General features: G+C 71.7%; 18 protein-coding genes. 8 read left to right on the plus strand and 10 right to left on the minus strand.

Going from position 1 to position 19504, the window contains the following annotated elements:
• Positions 1–93: 93 nt before the first annotated feature.
• The 3 genes from E0500_RS09450 to E0500_RS09460 all read right to left on the minus strand — a co-directional run bounded on the left by E0500_RS09450 (position 94) and on the right by E0500_RS09460 (position 4476).
• Complete coding sequence (locus E0500_RS09450) at positions 94–459, minus strand: PH domain-containing protein (RefSeq protein WP_131568873.1); 366 nt, start codon at positions 457–459, stop codon at positions 94–96.
• Positions 460–549: 90 nt separating this feature from the next.
• Entirely contained in the window at positions 550–2268 is a 1719-nt protein-coding gene (gene metG / locus E0500_RS09455) for a methionine--tRNA ligase (RefSeq protein WP_131568875.1), read from the minus strand.
• A 174-nt stretch (positions 2269–2442) separates the two neighbouring features.
• A complete protein-coding gene (locus E0500_RS09460) occupies positions 2443–4476 on the minus strand; it encodes a VWA domain-containing protein (RefSeq protein WP_181586924.1) in 2034 nt (677 codons plus the stop codon).
• Between the two features lie 245 nt (positions 4477–4721).
• Between E0500_RS09460 and E0500_RS09465 the strand changes: the two genes are divergently transcribed.
• Positions 4722–6818: a PhoX family phosphatase gene (locus E0500_RS09465; RefSeq protein WP_131571601.1), complete on the plus strand. Its 2097-nt coding sequence runs from the start codon at positions 4722–4724 to the stop codon at positions 6816–6818.
• Between the two features lie 109 nt (positions 6819–6927).
• On the opposite strand, the gene E0500_RS09470 is transcribed toward E0500_RS09465, so the two are convergent.
• On the minus strand, positions 6928–7908 hold the full coding sequence (locus E0500_RS09470; protein ID WP_131571604.1) for a LysR family transcriptional regulator: 981 nt from the start codon (positions 7906–7908) through the stop codon (positions 6928–6930).
• Between the two features lie 224 nt (positions 7909–8132).
• On the opposite strand from E0500_RS09470, the gene snpA reads away from it, so the two are divergent.
• Positions 8133–8804 (plus strand): snapalysin, encoded by a 672-nt coding sequence (gene snpA / locus E0500_RS09475; RefSeq protein WP_131571612.1) that lies wholly within the window; start codon positions 8133–8135, stop codon positions 8802–8804.
• A gap of 114 nt (positions 8805–8918) precedes the next feature.
• On the opposite strand, the gene E0500_RS09480 is transcribed toward snpA, so the two are convergent.
• From E0500_RS09480 to E0500_RS09490, 3 genes are all read right to left on the minus strand, one after another.
• Positions 8919–9125 (minus strand): hypothetical protein, encoded by a 207-nt coding sequence (locus E0500_RS09480; protein WP_131571606.1) that lies wholly within the window; start codon positions 9123–9125, stop codon positions 8919–8921.
• Between the two features lie 188 nt (positions 9126–9313).
• A complete protein-coding gene (locus E0500_RS09485) occupies positions 9314–10309 on the minus strand; it encodes an endonuclease/exonuclease/phosphatase family protein (RefSeq protein WP_258572695.1) in 996 nt (331 codons plus the stop codon).
• A gap of 117 nt (positions 10310–10426) precedes the next feature.
• On the minus strand, positions 10427–10822 hold the full coding sequence (locus E0500_RS09490; protein WP_181586925.1) for an ADP-ribosylation/crystallin J1: 396 nt from the start codon (positions 10820–10822) through the stop codon (positions 10427–10429).
• 320 nt (positions 10823–11142) lie between these two features.
• Here E0500_RS09490 and E0500_RS44905 point away from each other — a divergent pair, with 320 nt between their 5' ends.
• Entirely contained in the window at positions 11143–11871 is a 729-nt protein-coding gene (locus tag E0500_RS44905) for a hypothetical protein (protein ID WP_181586926.1), read from the plus strand.
• A 182-nt stretch (positions 11872–12053) separates the two neighbouring features.
• Here E0500_RS44905 and E0500_RS09500 read toward each other — a convergent pair whose 3' ends face one another.
• Positions 12054–12518 (minus strand): hypothetical protein, encoded by a 465-nt coding sequence (locus E0500_RS09500; protein WP_258572698.1) that lies wholly within the window; start codon positions 12516–12518, stop codon positions 12054–12056.
• Positions 12519–12635: 117 nt separating this feature from the next.
• Here E0500_RS09500 and E0500_RS09505 point away from each other — a divergent pair, with 117 nt between their 5' ends.
• Positions 12636–13865 (plus strand): PP2C family protein-serine/threonine phosphatase, encoded by a 1230-nt coding sequence (locus E0500_RS09505; RefSeq protein ID WP_131568408.1) that lies wholly within the window; start codon positions 12636–12638, stop codon positions 13863–13865.
• A 105-nt stretch (positions 13866–13970) separates the two neighbouring features.
• Positions 13971–15287 (plus strand): hypothetical protein, encoded by a 1317-nt coding sequence (locus tag E0500_RS09510; RefSeq protein WP_131568410.1) that lies wholly within the window; start codon positions 13971–13973, stop codon positions 15285–15287.
• Positions 15288–15344: 57 nt separating this feature from the next.
• Here E0500_RS09510 and E0500_RS09515 read toward each other — a convergent pair whose 3' ends face one another.
• On the minus strand, positions 15345–15686 hold the full coding sequence (locus tag E0500_RS09515; protein ID WP_309505004.1) for a response regulator transcription factor: 342 nt from the start codon (positions 15684–15686) through the stop codon (positions 15345–15347).
• A gap of 418 nt (positions 15687–16104) precedes the next feature.
• Here E0500_RS09515 and E0500_RS09520 point away from each other — a divergent pair, with 418 nt between their 5' ends.
• On the plus strand, positions 16105–17457 hold the full coding sequence (locus E0500_RS09520) for a helix-turn-helix transcriptional regulator (protein ID WP_131568414.1): 1353 nt from the start codon (positions 16105–16107) through the stop codon (positions 17455–17457).
• A 36-nt stretch (positions 17458–17493) separates the two neighbouring features.
• Here E0500_RS09520 and E0500_RS09525 read toward each other — a convergent pair whose 3' ends face one another.
• Positions 17494–17709: a hypothetical protein gene (locus tag E0500_RS09525; protein ID WP_131568416.1), complete on the minus strand. Its 216-nt coding sequence runs from the start codon at positions 17707–17709 to the stop codon at positions 17494–17496.
• A gap of 207 nt (positions 17710–17916) precedes the next feature.
• On the opposite strand from E0500_RS09525, the gene E0500_RS09530 reads away from it, so the two are divergent.
• Positions 17917–18420, plus strand: a complete 504-nt coding sequence (locus E0500_RS09530; protein ID WP_131568418.1) for a SigE family RNA polymerase sigma factor — start codon at positions 17917–17919, stop codon at positions 18418–18420.
• The gene (locus E0500_RS09535) at positions 18410–19225 is read left to right on the plus strand and encodes a L,D-transpeptidase (RefSeq protein ID WP_181586927.1); all 816 of its coding nucleotides are present in this window, start codon (positions 18410–18412) and stop codon (positions 19223–19225) included. Before E0500_RS09530 ends, E0500_RS09535 begins: the two co-directional genes overlap by 11 nt.
• Positions 19226–19504 lie beyond the last annotated feature (279 nt).

Here is a 19504-nt window from a genome sequence, read left to right on the forward strand (position 1 = left end):
GCGGCGTACACCGACATCCCGTCGGCGTGCGCCGCCCCGTTCGTGCTCGGCTGTCCTGGCCGGCGCCTTTTCCTGCCTACCTCTTTTTCCTGCCTACCTCGCCACGAACTGGGTGAGGATCGCCTGGACCTCGTAGATGTCCACGCCCTTGGTGAAGGTCTTCTCGATCGGCTCGTGGGTGCCGGAGAGCCAGATCTTGAGCTCGGCGTCGAGGTCGAAGTGGCCGGCCGTCTCGACCGAGAAGTGCGTGATGCTGCGGTAGGGGATGGAGTGGTACTCCACCTTCTTGCCGGTGAGCCCCTGCTTGTCGACCAGGATCAGGCGCCGGTCGGTGAACAGGATGGTGTCGCGGATGAGCAGGTACGCGGCGTGGATCTGCTCCCCGTGACCCAGCAGGCGTTCGTAGTCCTGCTGGGCCTTGCCGGGATTGACGGTGTGCGCGTTTCCGAACAGTGCCATGTATCGGGGGACGCACACGGGGGTGTGCGGGGTTGCGCATGGACTGGTTGCGCATGGACTGATGGGGGACTGATGGGGGACTGCTACGGGCTACTCCGCGGCCTCGCCGCCGAAGCGCTCCTTGTATGCCTCCAGGTCCTCGTCCGTGATCTTGGCGAAGAGGACCGGCGGGACCGTGAAGGGGGTGCCGGCCGGGACGGAGGTGAGGGCGCGGGCCTCGTCCGCCGTCACCCAGGTCGCCGTGTCGTCCTTCAGGTCGAACGCGGCGCGCATGGCCGCCGAGGACCTCGGGATGAACGGCTCGGAGACCACCGCGTAGAGGTGGATGAGGTTCATCGCCGTACGGAGAGTGAGGGCCGCGCCCTCCGGGTTGGTCTTGATCTCCAGCCAGGGGGCCTTCTCCTCCAGGTAGGAGTTGCCCGCCGACCACAGGGCGCGCAGCGCGGCCGCGGCCTTGCGGAACTGGATGGCCTCCATGTGCTCCTCGTACTCGGCGAGCAGGCGCGCGATCTCCTCGCCCAGCCTGGCCTCCGCCTCGCCCGGCTCGGCGCCCGCGGGGACCTCGTCGCCGAAGCGCTTGCGGGAGAAGGACAGGACGCGGTTGACGAAGTTGCCGAGCGTGTCCGCCAGGTCCTTGTTCACCGTGGCCGTGAAGTGCTCCCAGGTGAAGGACGAGTCGTCCGACTCGGGGGCGTTCGCCATCATGAAATAACGCCAGTAGTCGGCAGGGAGGATGTCGAGGGCGTCGTGCGTGAAGACGCCTCGCTTCTGCGAGGTGGAGAACTTGCCGCCGTAGTAGTTCAGCCAGTTGAAGGCCTTGATGACGTCGACCTTCTTCCACGGGGCGCGGGTGCCCAGCAGGGTCGCCGGGAACATCACGCTGTGGAACGGGACGTTGTCCTTGCCCATGAACTGCGTGTAGTGGACGTCGGCGTCGGACTCCCACCACCACGAGCGCCAGTCGCGGTTCTCCGGGTCCTGGTCCGCCCACTCCTTCGTCGCGCCGATGTACTCGATCGGGGCGTCGAACCAGACGTAGAAGACCTTGCCCTCGGCGGCCAGGTCCGGCCAGGTGTCGGCCGGGACCGGCACGCCCCAGTCCAGGTCACGGGTGATCGCGCGGTCGTGCAGGCCCTCGGTCAGCCACTTGCGGGCGATGGAGGAGGCGAGGATCGGCCAGTTGTCGGCGCGCTCGTCGACCCAGGCCTCGACCTCGCCTGCCAGCGCCGACTGGAGCAGGAAGAGGTGCTTGGTCTCGCGGACCTCCAGGTCGCTGCTGCCGCTGATCGCCGAACGCGGGTCGATCAGGTCGGTCGGGTCCAGGACGCGCGTGCAGTTCTCGCACTGGTCGCCGCGGGCCTTGTCGTAGCCGCAGTGCGGGCAGGTGCCGATGATGTAGCGGTCGGGCAGGAAGCGGCCGTCCGCGTTCGAGTACACCTGGCGGATCGCCCGCTCCTCGATGAAGCCGTTCGCCTTCAGCTCGCGGGCGATCTCCTGCGTGATGTCGCGATTCTGCGGGGACGAGCTGCGGCCGAAGTAGTCGAAGGCCAGGTTGAAGCCGTCGTAGACCGCCTTCTGCGCGTCGTGCGCCTGTGCGCAGAACTCGTCCACCGGGATGCCCTGCTCCTTGGCGGCCAGCTCGGCGGGGGTGCCGTGCTCGTCCGTGGCGCAGATGTAGAGGACGTCGTGGCCGCGCTGGCGGAGGTACCGGGAGTACACGTCCGCCGGGAGCATGGACCCCACCATGTTGCCCAGGTGCTTGATCCCGTTGATATACGGAAGGGCGCTGGTGATGAGGTGTCGAGCCATCGCGGGCTGCTCCCATGTCGATACGTGGGGTGACGATCGTTTGTGTCGGGTCGGTCGTCTACGGAACCTTGAAATCGTAGCCGACATGGGTGGGCCGCCCGCTTCCCGTTTTAAGGGGTGGGAAGGGGCGGCCTGCCGTTGATCGATCTGCTGGTGTTGTCGATGTGGTGGTGTTTACGGGCGCCAGTTCGCCAGTACGCCCTCGTAGAGCTCGTTGTCGGTCAGCTCGCGCGGGGTCTCGCCGGCCAGGAAGTGGGCCGTGTTCTCCGCCTTGAGCTTGCGGAGGTAGTCGAAGGCCTTGTTCTCCGGGTCACCGAAGGCGACGAAGGAGAAGAAGACGGCGGGGTGGTTCTTCGCCGCGTCCGTGAGCGACTGGGTGGCGGGCGTCTTCGCGTCCGGGGCGCCGTCCGTCTGGAAGATCACGAGTGCGGGGTCCTCGGTGCCGGAGTTCCCGTAGTGGGTGACGATCTCCTCGACGGCCGCGTGGTAGCTGGTACGGCCCATGCGGCCGAGGCCCGCGTGGAGGTCGTCGATCTTGGTCTCGTGCTCGTCGAGGGTGAGCTCGCCGGTGCCGTCGAGTTCCGTGGAGAAGAAGACGACGTGGACCGTGGCCTCGGGGTCGAGGTTCGCGGCGAGGGCGAGGGCCTGCTCGCCGAGGGCCTGGGCGGAGCCGTCCTTGTAGTACGGGCGCATGGAGGCGGAGCGGTCGAGGACGAGGTAGACCTTGGCGCGGGTGCCGGTGAGGTTCTGCTTCTTGAGGGTGGCCGCGGCGGCCTTGTAGGCGGTGGTGAGGGCGGGGGCGTGGGTGCGGATGTGGGTTGCGGGTACGGCGGGGGTGTTCTCGGCCTCGGCTTCGCCTTCGGCCGGGGTGTCGTTCCCACCCGCACCACCCGTGCCGCTCTCGTCGTCGGCTGCGGGTGACGCCTGTGGGGCCTGGTCGCCGTCGGCGGATGCGGGTTCGTTCGGCTGCTCGGTCGGCTGGGCCAGCTCGGTCGATTCGGTCGACCCGGCCGGCTGGGTCGGCTCTGCCGGCTCTACGGCGACTGCGGCGGGCTCCGGAGTCTCGGTGGCCGCGGGCTCGGGCTGGGGCTCGGGTTCCGGCTTGGCCTCGGCCTCCGGCTCCGGCGCCGGCTCAACGACGGGTTCCGGAGCTGCGGCGACCACGGGGTCGGGCTCAACGGCGGGCTGAGGCTCCGGCACGGCGGCGGGCTCGGGCTCCGGTTCGGGGGCTTTCTCGGCGTCCGGCTCGGGCTTGACGGCGGGCTCCTGCTCGGGCTCGGGCGCCGGGGTTGCGGCCTCCGGCTCGGCGGCAGGTGCCTCCGGCTTCGGCTCGGTGGCCGCCTCAGCCTCTGCCTTCGCATCCGGCTCGGCCTCGGCCTCGGCGGCGGGTTCGGGCGCCGGTGTCGTGGCCTCTGGCTTCGGTTCAGCCGCGGCCGCCTGCTCGGGCTCGGCCTCGGCAGCAGGCTCGGGCTTCGGCTCGGCGGCCACCTCCACCTTCGTCTCCACCTTCGCCTCCGGCTCGGCGGCGGGCTCGGGCTCCGGCTCGTGGGTCTCGGCCGTCGGCTGGGGTTCGGGCGCCGGTGTCGTGGCCTCCGGCTTCGGTTCAGCCGCGGCCTCCGCCTCCGGCTCGGCGGCGGGCTCGGGCTTCGGCTCGGCGGCGGGCTCGGGCTTCGGCTCGGGGGCCTTCTCGGCCGCCGGCTCGGGTTTGACGGTGGCCTCCTGCTCGGGCTCGGCCACCGGCGCCGCAGGCTTCTGCTCCTCCGGCCTCTGCTTCGGCACCGTCACGTTGTCGAAGGCCGCCGAGACCAGGTCGTCCGCAGCGGACGGGGCCTGCTCGGGCTCGGGAGACGGGGCCGGGACCTTCCGCTCCGGGTCCTGCGAAACACCCTCAGTAGAAGGAGAGACAACCTCCGTAGAGACAACCTCCGTAGAGACAACCTCCGTAGAGACAGCCTCCGTGGAAACGGCCTCCGCGGAGACAGCCTGCGAAGAAGCACCCGACGTGGAAGCACCCGACGTGGAGGCAGCCGACGTGGAGGCAGTCGACGTCGAGGCAGTCGACGTGGAAGCAGTCGACGTCGAAGCATCCGATGCAGAAGGAGCCTGCGTAGTCTCGGGCGAGGGCTCCCGCGAAGAGGCTGTCGCGTCGGCGTCGCGCCCCTTGCGTGAGCGGCCGAACGCGTTCCGCAGGAGAGAAAGAATGCCCATGTTGCGCAACCCTTCGCGTGAGTTGAAGCCCGTCGATCCCTGGCCAGGACGGACACGTAAGGTTAGCGGCCGACGGTGGCGATCTTGGGCTGGGGCAAGAAGAGTCGGTAGCCCTACCCCTCTGCTCGTGTCAACACCACCTCAACCTCTCCAGGTTCACCACCTGTTCACTCGCCGTCCGCGTAATCGAACGCGTTCGCCCCTACCGTCACATTCACATCAAGGGCACGCATGGGGAGAGTAAAGTGCGCAAACTGTTGCCAGTGGTTGGAGTGAACGGGGAGAGCGCGTCGCACCCCGGCGGGCGGTCCGCCATGACCTGCCGGTTCCGGTGTGGTGACGCCTGTTTCCACGAGGTGCCGAACACCAGCACCAATGAATACGTCGGTGACGTCATCGCCACCGCGCTGAGCCGGCGGACGATGATGCGCGCCGCCGCCGTCGTGACCGTGGCCACCGGTGCCGGTGCCGCTGTCGTCGCGCCCGCCACCGAGGCCACCGCCGCCACGGGAACCGGTGCCGCCACCGAGTCCACCGCCGCCACGGCCGCGAAGAAGGGCAAGGCCGCCCGCGGTCTCCGTTTCGCCCCCGTTGCCCCGAACACCGCCGACGCGGTGGTGATCCCCGAGGGGTACGAGCAGAACGTCGTCATCCGCTGGGGTGACCCCATCCTGCGCGGCGCCCCCGCCTTCGACCCCGAGAACCAGACGGCCAAGGCCCAGGCCGGGCAGTTCGGTTACAACAACGACTTCCTCGCTCTCCTCCCGGTGCCCGGTGAGCGCGGCCGGCAGATCCTCGTGGCCAACCACGAGTACACCGACGAGGTGCTGATGTTCCGCGGTTACGACGCCGCGAACCCCACCCGCGAGCAGGTCGAGATCGCCTGGGCCGCCCACGGTCTGGGCGCGGTCGTCGTCGAGGAGGACAAGCGCACCGGCAAGCTCACCGCCGTGCCGCGGCACCACCTCAACCGCCGTGTCACCGTCACCACCGAGTTCCGGCTCACCGGTCCCGCCGCCGGGTCGGACCTGCTGAAGACCTCCGCCGACCCGACCGGCACGAAGGTCCTGGGCACTCTCAACAACTGCGCCGGCGGCACCACGCCCTGGGGGACCACCCTCCACGGCGAGGAGAACTTCAACCAGTACTTCGCCAACAGCAGCCGGCCGACCGACAAGCGGTACGGCATCGGCACCGGCGCCTCCGAGCGCAAGTGGGAGCGGTTCGACAAGCGGTTCGACCTCGCCCAGGAGCCGAACGAGGCGCACCGCTTCGGCTACGTCGTCGAGTTCGACCCGTACGACCCGACCTCGACGCCCCGCAAGCACACCGCCCTCGGCCGCTTCAAGCACGAGGGCGCGACCATCCGGCTCACGGAGGACGGCCGTCCCGTCGCGTACTCCGGTGACGACGAGCGCTTCGACTACCTCTACAAGTTCGTCGGCAGCAAGCGGATGAAGCACGGGACCTCCCGTGCCGTGCGCGAGCACAACCTCTCCCTCCTCGACGAGGGCACCCTCTACGTCGCCAAGTTCACCGGCAACTCCCCCGCCATCGAGATCGACGGCACGGGCAAGCTGCCGAGCGACGGCGAGTTCGACGGCGGCGGCGAGTGGATCCCGCTGGCCACCGCCACCGCCAAGGGCGCCGTCTCGCACGTGGACGGGATGACGGCGGAGGAGGTGTTCGTCTTCACGCGGCTCGCCGGTGACAAGGTGGGTGCCACGAAGATGGACCGCCCCGAGGACGTCGAGCCCAACCCCACCAGCGGCAAGGTCTACGTCGCCCTGACGAACAACAGCAACCGCGGTGTCGGCTCCAACGCCAAGGCGGACGAGGCCAACCCGCGCAACGCCAACAAGCACGGTCACATCCTCGAACTCACCGAGCGCTGGAACCGGCCCGAGAGCACGACGTTCGCCTGGCAGCTGTTCCTGGTCGCGGGTGACCCGAACGACCCGGCCACCTACTTCGCGGGCTTCCCGAAGGACCAGGTCAGCCCGATCTCCTGCCCGGACAACGTCGCCTTCGACCCGCACGGCAACCTGTGGATCTCCACCGACGGCAACGCGCTCGGCTCGCACGACGGCCTGTTCGGCGTGGCGACCAAGGGCGAGCGGCGCGGTGAGCTCAAGCAGTTCCTGACCGTGCCGAACGGCGCCGAGACCTGCGGCCCGATCGTCCAGGACCGCCGCGTCCTCGTCGCCGTCCAGCACCCGGGCGAGATCGACGGTGCCTCCGTGGAGAACCCGAAGAGCGCCTGGCCCGACGGGCAGGGAAAGATCGTTCGCCCGGCCGTCGTCTCGGTGTGGGCCAAGGACGGCAGCGACATCGGTGCCTGACGGTCCGTGACGAAGACGTCGTGACGTAGCGACGTAGCGACGTAGTGACGTGGCGACGTAGCGAGGTCCGGCGTAGCGAGGTCTACGCGGGTTTCCGCCGTGGCGAGGTCTACGCGGGTTTCTTCTCGCTGTACGTGTGCTCGTACGCCGAAGGGGGCGCTCCCAGGCCCGGGGGCGCCCCCTTCGCCATGAGCCACTCCCGGTACGCCGGCGCCTGGCGCACCGTGTCCCAGTACGCCTCGACCAGCACCGGGTACACCGAGTCCAGCACCTCCTCGGTGCGGGCCGCGAGCATGAGGCGTACACCGAGGGGGTCGCCGTGCAGACGGCGTACGGCCATCCCGGGGCGGGACTGGCAGGTCGGCTGGCAGACGGTGACGACCTCGCCGGTCGCGACGAGGGACGCGGTGGTGTGGTAGTCGCCGTGCAGGATGCGGGGGTTGAGACCCGCGGCGCGCAGCATGCGGTGCACCGCGTCCCACTCGCCGTCCACCGTCGGGTCGACCATCCAGCGGTCCTCGGCCAGGTCGGCCAGGCGTACGACGGGCCGGGCGGCGGCCGGATGGTCCGTGGGCAGCGACACGAACTGCGGCTCGCGGTCGACGAGGACACGGATGCCGAGTTCGGGCGGGATGCGCAGCGGGCAGCCCTCCACCTCGTGCACGAACGCGACGTCGAGCTGGCCGTCGGCGACCATGCGCAGCAGGGCGTTCGCGGAGACGTCCATCTGGAGGAGGGCCTCCTGGGGGTCGTCCCGCAGGCGGCGCAGCCAGCCCGCGAGGGCGGGGCTCGCGGTGGAGCCGATGCGGAGCTGAGGCCCCGTCACGGCGGCGGCCCGGGCGTCGGCCACCAGGGCGCGCAGCTCGGCCACGAGGGGGCGGGCCCGGCCCAGGACCACACGGCCCAGCGCGGTGGGGCGGCAGCCGGTGCGCTCGCGGAGGAACAGGGCGCCGCCCAGCTCCTGCTCGATACGGCGCAACTGAGTGCTCAACGAGGGCTGGGCCACACCGAGTTGGCGCGCGGCCCGGTGCAGGCTGCCGGTGTCCGCGATGGCGCACAACGCGCGTAGATGTCTCACCTCAAGCTCCATGGTGCAAGCTCTCTGCTTGTCCCGGCTCCATGTCAGTGGAGAGTAGAGCGCGAACATGGGTTGCACCAGACGCACAAACCCCATGCAAAACAGGCGAGTTGGACGGTCGACGGGCGAATGACCGATAGTCGCGTGCTATCGCCGGTTGGCGTCATCACAGCCATCGCACAGGCGCCCAGACTCGATGACGACTTCACCCCCCACCCAAGGAGTCATCGATGCGTATGCGCACGCGCACGCCCAAGTCCGCCCGTATGGCGGCGATCGCCCTCGCTCTCGCGGGCGCCGGCCTGAGCACGGCGGTACCCGCGTCCGCCGCACCCGCCGCGCCGGCCCCCGAGTCGTATGTGGCGTACGAGGGTTCGTCGGAAGAGGCCAAGGCCAACGAGGCGTTCTTCGAGGCGGTGATCCGGTCGGTCGCCGAGAAGCGTGCCGCCGCCCCGGGGGCCGCCGCCGTCACCGTCGTCTACGACGCCTCCCGCGCGCCGACGTTCGCGAGCCAGATATCCCGCAGCACCCAGATCTGGAACGGCGCGGTGGCGAACGTGAAACTCCAGTCGGGCTCGGCGTCGAGCGCCGACTTCAGCTACCGGGAGGGCAACGACCCGCGGGGCTCCTACGCCTCCACGAACGGCCACGGCAGCGGCTACATCTTCCTCGACTACGCGCAGAACCAGCAGTACGACTCCACGCGCGTGACCGCCCACGAGACCGGGCACGTGCTCGGTCTGCCGGACAACTACTCCGGCCCGTGCAGCGAGCTGATGTCGGGCGGCGGTCCCGGCACGTCCTGCACGAACTCCAACCCGAACGCCGCCGAGCGGGCCCGTGTGAACCAGCTGTGGGCCAACGGCTTCGCCGCGGCCCTGGACAAGGCGCTCGGCAAGGCCCGCTAGCAGGGCCCACCTGCTCGGCCCGCCGACCGGGCCCGATCAGCCGCCACCCCCCCCCACGGGTGCGGGCCGCCCTCCTGCACAGGGCGGCCCGCACTCATCCGCCGGTCGTCCGGCTCATGGCGTCAGGCAGGTCACCCCCGGGAGCTCGGTGGGCACGGCCGGGGCGGCGGGGTCGACCATGGCGGTCACGTCACCGGGGGTCTGGAGAACGCAGTTGATGGTCGCCACGGGGTCCGGGACCGCGCCGGCGGGCGTGGCCAGGGCGCCCAGGGCGGCGAGGGTTCCGAGCAGGACGGCAGCCGTACGCTTCGTACGCTTCATGAACATTCCTTTTTCGGTAGGAAGGCTGACAAGCTGGATCATTGCCCTCGTCGGCCGTGCGTACGTGCCGCATCACCCCTGCGGGCGTGACGTAACGATTCGCCAGGGGTGAGGGGTTGACCGTCGGCCAGGAACGCCGTGTCGATGCCGAGGCAGACGGCGAGCCGGTGCCGACGACTTGCCGCGGGTCAGCTCCGCCGGTGCAGCGTGAGGTCCACGAGCAGGGCACGGTGGTCGGTGCCGTCGACGCCGAGGAAGCGGGCGCGCTGTGCGGCGAAGTCCCGGGACACCAGGACGTGGTCGATCTGCGCGCCGAACGTCGGCGCCGTCCGGGCGGGCCAGCTGGGCGTACGGTCCTCCCCGGCGAGCCGGGCGCCGTCACGCAGGCCCGCGTCGAGGATGCGGCGGAAGGCGGCGTGGTCCTGGGAGGCGTTGAAGTCCCCGGCGACGATCGTGGGCGTGGACCTGTCGGCCTCGGCGTACGCGCGCAGGCGGCCCAGCTCACTCCGCCAGGTGTCCAGCCGGCCCGGCAGCGGCGGCATGGGGTGCGCGAGCTGGAGCCGTACCCGGTGGCCCCGCACATCGGCGGTGGCACCGGGCATGCCCATGGTGCCGGGGACGGCGCCGGCCTCGGTGAGCGGAAAGCGGCTGAGGATGACGGACCCGTCCGAGCCGTAGCCCTCGACGGCCTGCCGGTACGGGTAGCCGTCCCCCTCGAAGGCGTCCCTGAGGGCGGCCGAGCAGGTCTGCTCGCACTCCTGGACGAACACGAGGTCCGGGTCGTGGCGGCGGACGGCACCGACGAGCGCGTCGGTCCCGCGCCCGAACTGCACGTTCGACGTCAGGACCCGGACCTCGGCGAGCGGCGGCCCGCCCGGGTCGTCCGTCTTCCCGTACGGCTCGATGAACCAGGCGAGGCCGCCGAGCACGACGACGCCCCACACCAGGCCGGTCCGCCAGCGGGAGCGCAGGGCGAGGAACAGGGCGAGCGCGGTGGGGGCGAGCAGCCACGACAGGAAGGCGAGCACCTGGGGCACCGGGGTGACGCCGTCACTGTCGGCCACCCGGCACCCGAGGACCACGCTGACCCCGGCGAGCAGCAGCCCCGCGAACCAGGCGCCCGGCCTGCGCCCGGACGCCCGCTCGTCCTCCCTCACCGTGCGCTCGGCCGCCACCGTGTCCAAGTCCTGGCCTCCACCTGCTCGCCGGGTGCCCGAAAGGGTGCCCGAATCCTCCCTCATAGACGGGGGCGCCGGGCGGACGGTTGCGAGGGTGCCGAACGCGATGGGTGACCGCGCAGGTCAGGACCGCGACACGGCGTGGAACTCCCGTACGACCTCGATGCGGCCCACGATGTGCGCGTTGAACTCCGCCAGCTCCTCCGCCGGGACCCAGAGCTCCAGGATGGTCCGGCCGCCGGCCTGCCGGACCGGGTACCGGGAGACGAACTCCGCGTCGATCTCGAAGCGGGTCACGTAACCGGAGCCGGAGGCGGGCACGTTCCAGTCGCGGGCGATGCGCACGGCGTAGTCCTCGTTGAGGACCGGGTAGAAGATCGGTTGCTCGGGCAGCCGGGGAGGCCAGGCCGTCCAGCCGGAGGCCTCCACGAGCGCGAGCTCCTCCGGGCCGGTCGGGCGCCACAGGGTGGTCGTGGGCCGGGCAGTCGTGGGCTGGGTGGGCGTGGGCTGGGTGGGCATGAGGGGCGACCGTAGTCCGGCGGGCGCCGTGGCGCCATGGAATTACCGCGGGACTGCCGGCGGCTGTCGGTGGGGCGGTGGGGCGGTGGGGTCAGGTCTGTGGCTGTGGCTGTGACTGGTCCTGTGGGACGGGTGTCGGCGGGGTTCTGGCGGGGGTGCCGGTGGTGGCTGTGGTAGCCCGTGACCCAGGCCGCCAGGGCCACCGACACACCCAGCACCACCAGCAGCCACGTCACCGTGCGCAGGGTGGCCGTCAGGGCGTCGTAGACGGCGGCCGCCGCCTCGCGAGACACGTCGGGCGGCAGGTCGGTGAGCGTCATATGGCGGCCCACGGCCACGGCGATCCCCAGCAGGGCACCGCCCAGCGCCGTACCGAGCCCCGTCGCGAACACCGCGCCGCGGCGGCAGGCGGACACGAGGACGCCGGCCACGGCCAGTGCCAGGGTGAGCGACGGCAGCCAGAACGCGGTGAGTTCGAGCACGCGGTATCCCTTCCGGAGCCGGTCCAGGTCCTCGGACGACAGCAGGACGACCTCGGTGTGCTCGACCGGGATGCGGTGCGCGAACGGCACGCGGTCGTGTGCGAGCCGTTCCTTCACCCGCTCGGTGACGGGCGCCACGTCGAGCGTCACGGGCGCCGTACCGTCCTCGCGCACCGCCCGCAGCACCGTGTCGTGCGCGGCCCGGTTCGCCGCGGTCCACGCCGCGCGGTACGCGGCGGTCTGCGTGAAGGACCGCACGGCGTCGCGCGTGAACGCCCGCACCGGCGCCTTCAGCGGCGGCCCCACGTGGACCTCCCGCATGATCCCGGCCGTGACGGCGTCCGCGATCGCGTTCCGTACGTGCGGGTCGGCGGCCAGCGGTGCCGTCGCCGCCTCGTACCGTGCCGCGTCCGCGAGCTCGTACGTCGCCCACGCCGCCAGCACGCCGAGCGGCGCGAGCAGGGAGGCGAGCGCGATCAGCAGGGCCGACAGGGCGCTCCGGACACGTCGAGGCACCCTCTCAGGCAAGGCCCCTCAGCCACCGCGCGCGAGCGGGCGGAGCGCTGATGACTGCATATGGGCGCATACGACAAGCCGTACGGGGAGGACGGGCCGGGAGAGCGGACGGGGAGTGAGAAAGCGGACGGGGAGTGGGAGAGCGGACGGGGGATGCGGGCCGGGCCGGTTGCCGGACGGTGCGCACCGGGAGCGGGCCCCGCCGCCCGGGCGCGGCCCGCTCCCGCCCGTCGTCACCTGTTCCGGTGACCCTCCGCGTCCTCGTGCGTGTAGTACCGGTAGAAGGTCAGCGCGCCCACGGCCCCCGCGACCGGCAGGGACATGAGGCAGCAGCGCAGGATGCTCGCGCCGCTCTGGCTGTAGATGAAGCCGAAGGCGATGCCGGCGAAGACGGCCCACGTCGTGGCGTGCAGCTCGCGCCGCAGCCGGGGGGCCAGCGCGCGGACACCGGTGAGGGCCGCCATGAACGCGACGGCGCTCACGAAGCCCAGGAGGATGTTCCAGCCCGTGATCGGGCCGCCCGCGCGGTTGATGGCCGCGGTCCAGTAGCCGTAGACCAGCCCCCCTGCCACGGTCAGTGTCCGGCGGATCACTGTGTGGGTGCGCTCGCTGAGGACGTCGGGGAGGTCCGGCGCGTGCGGGACCCAGATCACTTCGGACCTTCCGGGTGTCTTCGGCACCGGTGTCGGATGAGCCATGGGAGCGCTCCTCTCTCCTGCGCTGTCTCTCCTCCGCCCGCCTTCCAGCGCACACCCCGGGTGGTCGCCTGGCAAGTCGGGATGCGGGTTCTGTGACACCGTGTTTCGCTGGGCCCCATGAGGCGGTACGCGGCGGCGCGGGGCCGACAGCGGCCCCGGCACCGGGCGAGGCGGTCACTGCTCGACCGCCTCGACAGGCTGCCGCGGCTGGGACCCGAACCGGATCCTGCCGAACAGCAGGGGCCGCTGCGCCTGCGCGGGCGCAGCATCGCCTGGGTGCCGCCGCTGGCGCTGCTGGTCGCCGTTCCGGTGCTGGATCTGTTGACCGCGGGCGACTTCCGGGTCATCTCGTGGGTCGTGCTCGCGCCGGGCATCTCGGCGGCCGTGTGCCGGGTGTGGACGACGGCCGTGTTCGCGGTGCTGGCGGTCGTCGCCTACGTCCTCTTCAACGTCCTGCCGGGCCAGATCCGGACCGGGCTGGCCGACTTCATCCTCGTCGTCGTCGGCGGGCTGCTGTCGGTCCTGGCCTGCTCGGTGCGCGTCCGCGGCGAGCGGCGCATGCTGCACATGCGGAACGTCGTCGAGACCACCGTCCGCACCCTGCTGCGCCCGCTGCCGCCGGGCTGGGGCGGCCTGGACCACGCGGCCGTCTACCTCTCCGCCGACTCCGAGGCCCGCGTCGGCGGCGACTTCTACGACATACAGCCCGGCCTGCACGGCACCCGCGTGCTGCTCGGTGACGTCCAGGGCAAGGGACTCGGGGCGGTGGAGGCGGCGGCCGCGCTGCTGGGGACGTTCCGTGAGGCGGCGTACCACGAGGCCCGGCTGAGTGCGGTGGCCGAGCGGCTGGAGGTGCGGATGAAGCGCCACGTGGGGTACTGCGCGGCGGTCGGGCGGGAGGACGGGGACCGGTTCGCCACGGCTGTGCTCGTGGGCTTCCCCACGGCCGAGCGGGACCGCGGGCTGGTGGAGGTCGTCAACTTCGGCCACGAACCGCCGCTGCTGGTCGCTCCCGGCGGTGTGCGTGCCCTGCCGCCGGGGGACGGACTTCCGCTGGGGCTGGGCGATTTGGTGGACGCGTCGCTGCCGCCGGTGCGGACGATGCTGCTCGCGCCCGACGAGACGCTGTTGCTGGTGACGGACGGAGTGACCGAGGCACGGGGCGCGAACGGGGAGTTCTTCCCGCTGCAGGAGCGGCTCGCCCGTGTGCTCCTCGTCGCGCCCGGCCTCGCGAAGGATCCGGGCCGTCTGGTCCGGCTCGTCCGGGACGGGACGCTGGAGTACTGCGGGGGACGTCTGGAGGACGACACGACGATCTTCGCTGTGCGGCGGCGCGGGCGGGCGTGAGGGTTTGTCCCGGGGGCGGAGGAACCCCGGAAAGCCCACGGCGTCGCCCCTTTGCAGCCGCACCGGTTACGGTGCTGCTGTACGTGATCGATGGGGGAGGAACCGATGCCCGGAACCGTCCTGCTGCTCGCCGCCTCGCCCGCAGGCAAGGCGTGCCTGGTGGACGCGGCCTCCGTGCTGCCGATACTCGCCGCCGTCGCCCCACCCGTACTGGCCGGCACGGACACGGCCAACGTCGTCGAACTGGCCGACCCGCTGGAGCCCCAGGCCGTACTGACCCGGCTCCGCGCCGCCGCCGGCGCACCCGGCCCGCTCACCGTCTTCCTCACCGGCCAGCTCCAACTCGACCGCCGCCAGCACCTGCCCCATCTGGCGCTCGCCCGCACCACCCCGGCGACCGTCCGCTACACCGCGTTCCCCTGGCACTGGCTCCGCGAGGAGCTCCGCCTGCGCCCACCGGGCTCGACCGCCCTCATCGCCGACCTCCACGCCGACGCGGAGACCTGGCAGCACCTGCGCACCCTCTCCCTCGACGTGGGCCCCGGCGTCACCGTCCACGGTCGCGTCGCCCCGCCCCCACCGCGGCGTGCGGTGGCGCAGCCGTCGTACATGAGGGCGATCGCGACGATCCTGCGCAGCGGTCAGCGGCCCCCGCTGCCCCAGCTCCACCACCAGGCGCTGTCCCGGATCGCGAGTGACGGACAGGGCGCGTACGGCGATGTCGTGCTGTCGTGGGAACCCGCGCCCGGAGTCGGAGGCCCTGTTCCGGGCGGCTCTATTCTGGGCGGCCCCGTTCCCGGAGGCTCTGTTCCGGGCGGCCCCGTTCCCGGAGGCCCTGTTCCCGGCGGCTCCGCCCCCGGCGCCACGTACCGGTCGGCACCGCCGCCTCCCCGTACGCCGCCCGGACAGACCGGGACCACCACCGAGACGCGCGCGACCGCCGGGCCGGGCGCGGTCCCCGACCCCCGCGACCCCCACGCGGCCATCACCGCCGCCGTCCAGGCCGAGCGTCACGACGAGGCCGACGCGCTCGCCGCACGGCACGAGCAGGACGCCCTGCGCGCCCACGGCCCCGCGTCCGAGCAGGCGCTGCACTGGACGGAGGTGCGGGCCGACCTGGCGATGTTCGCGGGGGACGCCGCGCGCAGCTGCCGTACGTGGATGGCGGTCGCCACCGCCCGGCTGTCCGCGGGTCACGCCCCGGACGCGCCCGCCGTCGAGACCGCCGTGGACCGGGCCCACCACCAGTGGGGACGGGTCGACGACGTGGCGCGGGCCCGTGAACTGGGGCCCGCGCTCGCCGAGTTGCGCCACCGGGTGCCGGGCCGCCGCGAGGGCGCGCTCCAGCACGTCCAGCGGCACCTGGAGGAACTCCGACAGAACCCGCAGGAACCGAGGCCGGCCCAGCACGTGCCGGGATAGCGGACCGATGTGAGGACCACTGCACGCGCGATGTGAGGACCACCGGGTGTACGTCGTTCAATCCGCGCACAGCCGGTATCCCACGCTCCGCACCGTACGGATGAGCGACTGTCCGGTGCCCAGCTTGCGGCGCAGGTGGTAGATGTACGTGTCGACCGCCCCGGAGCCGTCGTTGCGGTGGTTCCAGACGCGCCGCAGGATCTGTGTGCGGCTCAGTACCCGGCCGGGTTCCTCCTTCAGCTCGAACGGCTTGGTGAGGAAGTCGTCGCCGCCCAGGTCCAGGCCGCGCACCCGGTCGTCGACCCGGCCCACTCCGGTGAGGAAGAGCACGGGGACGGTGACGCCCCGCCGGCGTAAGTTCCGGCAGACGTCGAAGCCGCTGACGTCCGGGAGGTTCACGTCCAGGAGCGGCAGGGCCGACCGGACGGACCGGCGGCGACGCCGTGAGGGCAGGTGGGGGTCCCGGCTCCCCCGTCGGGTGCGTAAACGTAACAGCACACTTGTTCGAGTGAACGTCTCCGGATTCCCCGCGTGGGTTGTCGGTCCAGTGCGGCCGTCATTACGGGAGTCACGTAGGCCGTGTCGCGTTCGCCGCGGTGATCAGGGCCGTCATCGCGAGCAGCGCGGCGGCGAGTGGTCGGGCATGGCGGGTGAGCAGGTGTCGGAGCACGGCAACCTCGCAGCGGTGTGGTCAGCAGCGCATTAAGCGGGTTTAAGGCGCTGCTTAACGTAGGGGGTTGAAGCCTCAACAGCAAGAGCATGTCGGGTAGTTGACGATAAGCACGAGCACAAGTGCGATTACTGGCATGCTTACGCCATGGCAGCCACGGCCGACCGCGACGATCCCGAGACCATCGGGCGCAGAGTGCAGCACCTGCGTACGGAACGCGGACTGACGCAGAAACAGCTGGCCGATCAGGCCTACACGCCCGCCTACATCTCCACCGTGGAGGCCGGGCGGGTGCGCGCCTCCGACGACGCGCTCAAACACATCGCGCAGCGGCTCGGCGTCGCGTACGAGGAACTGGCGACCGGGCGCCCCGCCCACCTCGCCGTCGACCTGCGGCTCCGGCTGACCGACGCGCAGCGCACGCTCGCGACCGGCGAGGCCACGGTGGCGGCGGAGCAGTACGCGGCGCTCCTCGCGGAGGCCGAGGCGCACGGACTCGCCGCCGAACAGGCCACCGCTCTGCTGGGGCTCGGTGACTGCGGCCTGGACACCGGCGACCTGACCGCGGCCCGGCAGTACTTCGAGCGGGCGGAGAAGGTCCTGCACGACGCACCGCTGACCGCACGGGCGACCGCCCTGCGCGGCCGGGCGGTCGCCCACTACCTCGCCGGTGAACTCCGTTACGCCTGCTACCTGCTGGAGTCCACCCTCGACGAGCTGAACCGCGGCGGACTGCACGACCCCGACGCGCTGCTCCTGCTCTACGCGAGCGCCATCGCCCCCTACATGGACATGGGCGCGCACGCGCGCGCGGCCAAGGCGGCCGAGCTGGCCCTGGCGCTCGCCCCCCAGGTCGCGGACCCGGCGCTGGTGGCCCGTATGCACCGCCAGGTCGCGCGCACCCTGATCGCCGAGGGGCGCGTCGCCGAGGCCGACGCCTCCCTGGCCAAGGCCGCCGAGCTCTACCGCCAGCTCCAGATCCGTACCGAACTCGCCAACTGCCACTGGATGCGCGGCTACCTGTACGCCCAGAACGGTGAACTGGAGCGTGCGGAGGGCGAGTTGCGCGAGGCGCTGACCATGCACACCGGTCGTAAGGCCGCGCTCTACAGCAGTCAGGTGACGGTGGAGCTGGCCGACGTCCTGCACCGGCTCGGCAAGTCGGAGGAGGCCGCCGCGCTGCTCCGCGACGTCCTCGGGCACCTGTCCCCGGAGCGCGGCGCCGTCCACTCCGCGGCCGCGCACCGTCTGCTCGGCATCATCGCGGAGGACGCGCGGGACTCCGAGACGGCGGAGGAACACTACGTACGGGCGCTGAGCCTGCTGGAGCGCGCGGGCGCGGCGGGCGACCTGGCCGACCTGTGCCGGCTCCTCGGGGACCTGCTGCGCCGTACCGGCAGGGTGGAGGCGGCGCTGGACGCGTACCGGACGGGACTCGGGCACCGTACGGCCCCCGGGACGACGACCCTGGGACCGGCGCCCGCACAGCCTCCTCTGTGACGGACCGAAAACGAACCAGGAACCAGGGGTGCGGGCTCACCGGGCCGGACGACGAGTGGCTTCGCCGATCTCGCCGGTTACAGGGGCCTCGTCGGCTTTCGGTTCAAGCGGGGGCGCCTCGACGGAGTACACCTCGATGCCGTACGCCGCTCTCCCCTGCTCGACGGCATACGACACGGAGTACGTCCCGGTCAGCACGGCGAGGAGCGCGGCGGCCGTGACGTACTTCTCTCTCCGGTCTCTCCGGGCCATGAACGGACAACTCCAAGTGATCGATGGTCAGGAACTGTTCTCGGTCGTCCAGCACCCTGTGGTGTGTTTCGATGGAGGCGCCGTACGAAGACCGACGTACGGGACCTGTACGCACCACGGGGGCCACCGGGTTGCACGGGAATCCGGGGAACTCGAAAGAACTTCTGGGGACTCGGAGAGAACTCAGGCACACGCGCGGCGAGGGGCATGACCGAGGAAGAGTTCGACGCGTTCTACGCCAGCGCGTTCCCCCGGCTGACCGGGCAGCTCTACGCGTTCACGGGGGACCACGGCGAGGCGCAGGACGTGGTTCAGGAGGCGTTCGTCCGCGCCTGGGACCGGCGGCGGGACTTCCTCGTCGACGAGGCGCCCGAGGCGTGGATCCGGACCGTCGCGATGCGGCTCGCGGTGAGCCGCTGGCGGCGGGCGAGACGCTGGCTGGAACTGGTCCGCCGTACGCCACCGCCCCAGCACACGCCCGGCCCCGACCCCGAACGGGCCGTCCTGGTCGCCGCGTTGCGCAAACTGCCCGATGCCCAGCGCATGGCGCTCGTTCTGCACCATCTGTGCGACCTCAGTGTCGAGCAGGTAGCCTCCGAGACCGGTGCCCCCGTGGGGACGGTCAAGGCCCGTCTGTCCCGTGGCCGGGCGGCGCTGGCGCGGGAACTGGCCACCGGCGAGGGGGAGAGGGAGGACCATCGTGTCCGATGATCTCGCCCGCGGGCTACGGCAGTTGGCCAAGAGCGCCGAGGCGCCGCCGACCGTCCCGGGCGCCGAGGTCCGCCGTATCGCCGTACGCCGTCGACGCCGCCGCCGTACCACCGCGGTCGCCGCCGGGGGAACCGTCGCGGCCGCCCTGGCCGCGCTGCTGACGGTGAACCTCACCGGCGGCGGCACAGATGACCGTCCCGCCCCGGCCGCCAGCCCCGCCGGCACGCCCGCGACACCGGCGCCCGCCGACGCGACGGTGGACCTGTCCCGCCATGTGCTCGTCATCGACGGCCGGGAACTCCCCGTCTCCGCGGGCTCGAAGGACGCGCCCACGCCCACGGGCCGTATGACGGTCACCGGCAAGAAGTCCGCCACACTGGCACCCGGCGAGGACATCGGCGTCGCCGACGGCCTCGCCGACGCCGTGAAGATCGCTTGGGTGATTTCGCTCAGGGCGCCGGACGGGAGCACGGTGTTCATCGGCGCCAGGGCGTACGACGAGAAGGCGCCGGGCGACTACCCCGGGGCGCCCGGCTGGATCAGCCTGCGGAGCGGCGACGCGCGGTGGGTGTACGAGCGGCTGGTGGAGGGATCGGTGGTGGAGGTGACGGGGGCCGCGTCGACACCCGATCAGGCCTCGCCGTCGGCCCGGCCTTCGACAGCGCCTTCGCTGGTTGCGACGCCGACAGCGGATGAGGCACCGACGGAGACTGAGGCACGGACACAGTTCCCGGCCGAGACAGCGACGCCTTCGGCGACGGTGAACACGGAGCCCTCCGGGCTTCGAGACGCGGGCCGCGGGTAGGCACACGGCGCCTCCGGGCAGGTGGTGCAGGTGGTGCAGTTGGTGCAGCAGGGTGGTGCAAGTGGTGCAAGTGGTGCAAGTGGTGCGGGTGGTGCGGGTGGTGCAGCCGGCGCCCCGAGCCGCCACGGACCACGACGAGGTTCGACCGTGCCTGAGCACTCCGGGCCCCTGAGACCCTGACGTGCGTACGCCACCCGTGGGGACCCGCTCACCCGGACGACCCCCTGCGCTGGTGGGCGCTCCCCGACGGTGTTGGCCTGGGACGAAACGTCATGTTCC

Source organism: Streptomyces sp. KM273126, from assembly GCF_004337435.2.
Classification (GTDB): domain Bacteria; phylum Actinomycetota; class Actinomycetes; order Streptomycetales; family Streptomycetaceae; genus Streptomyces; species Streptomyces acidicola.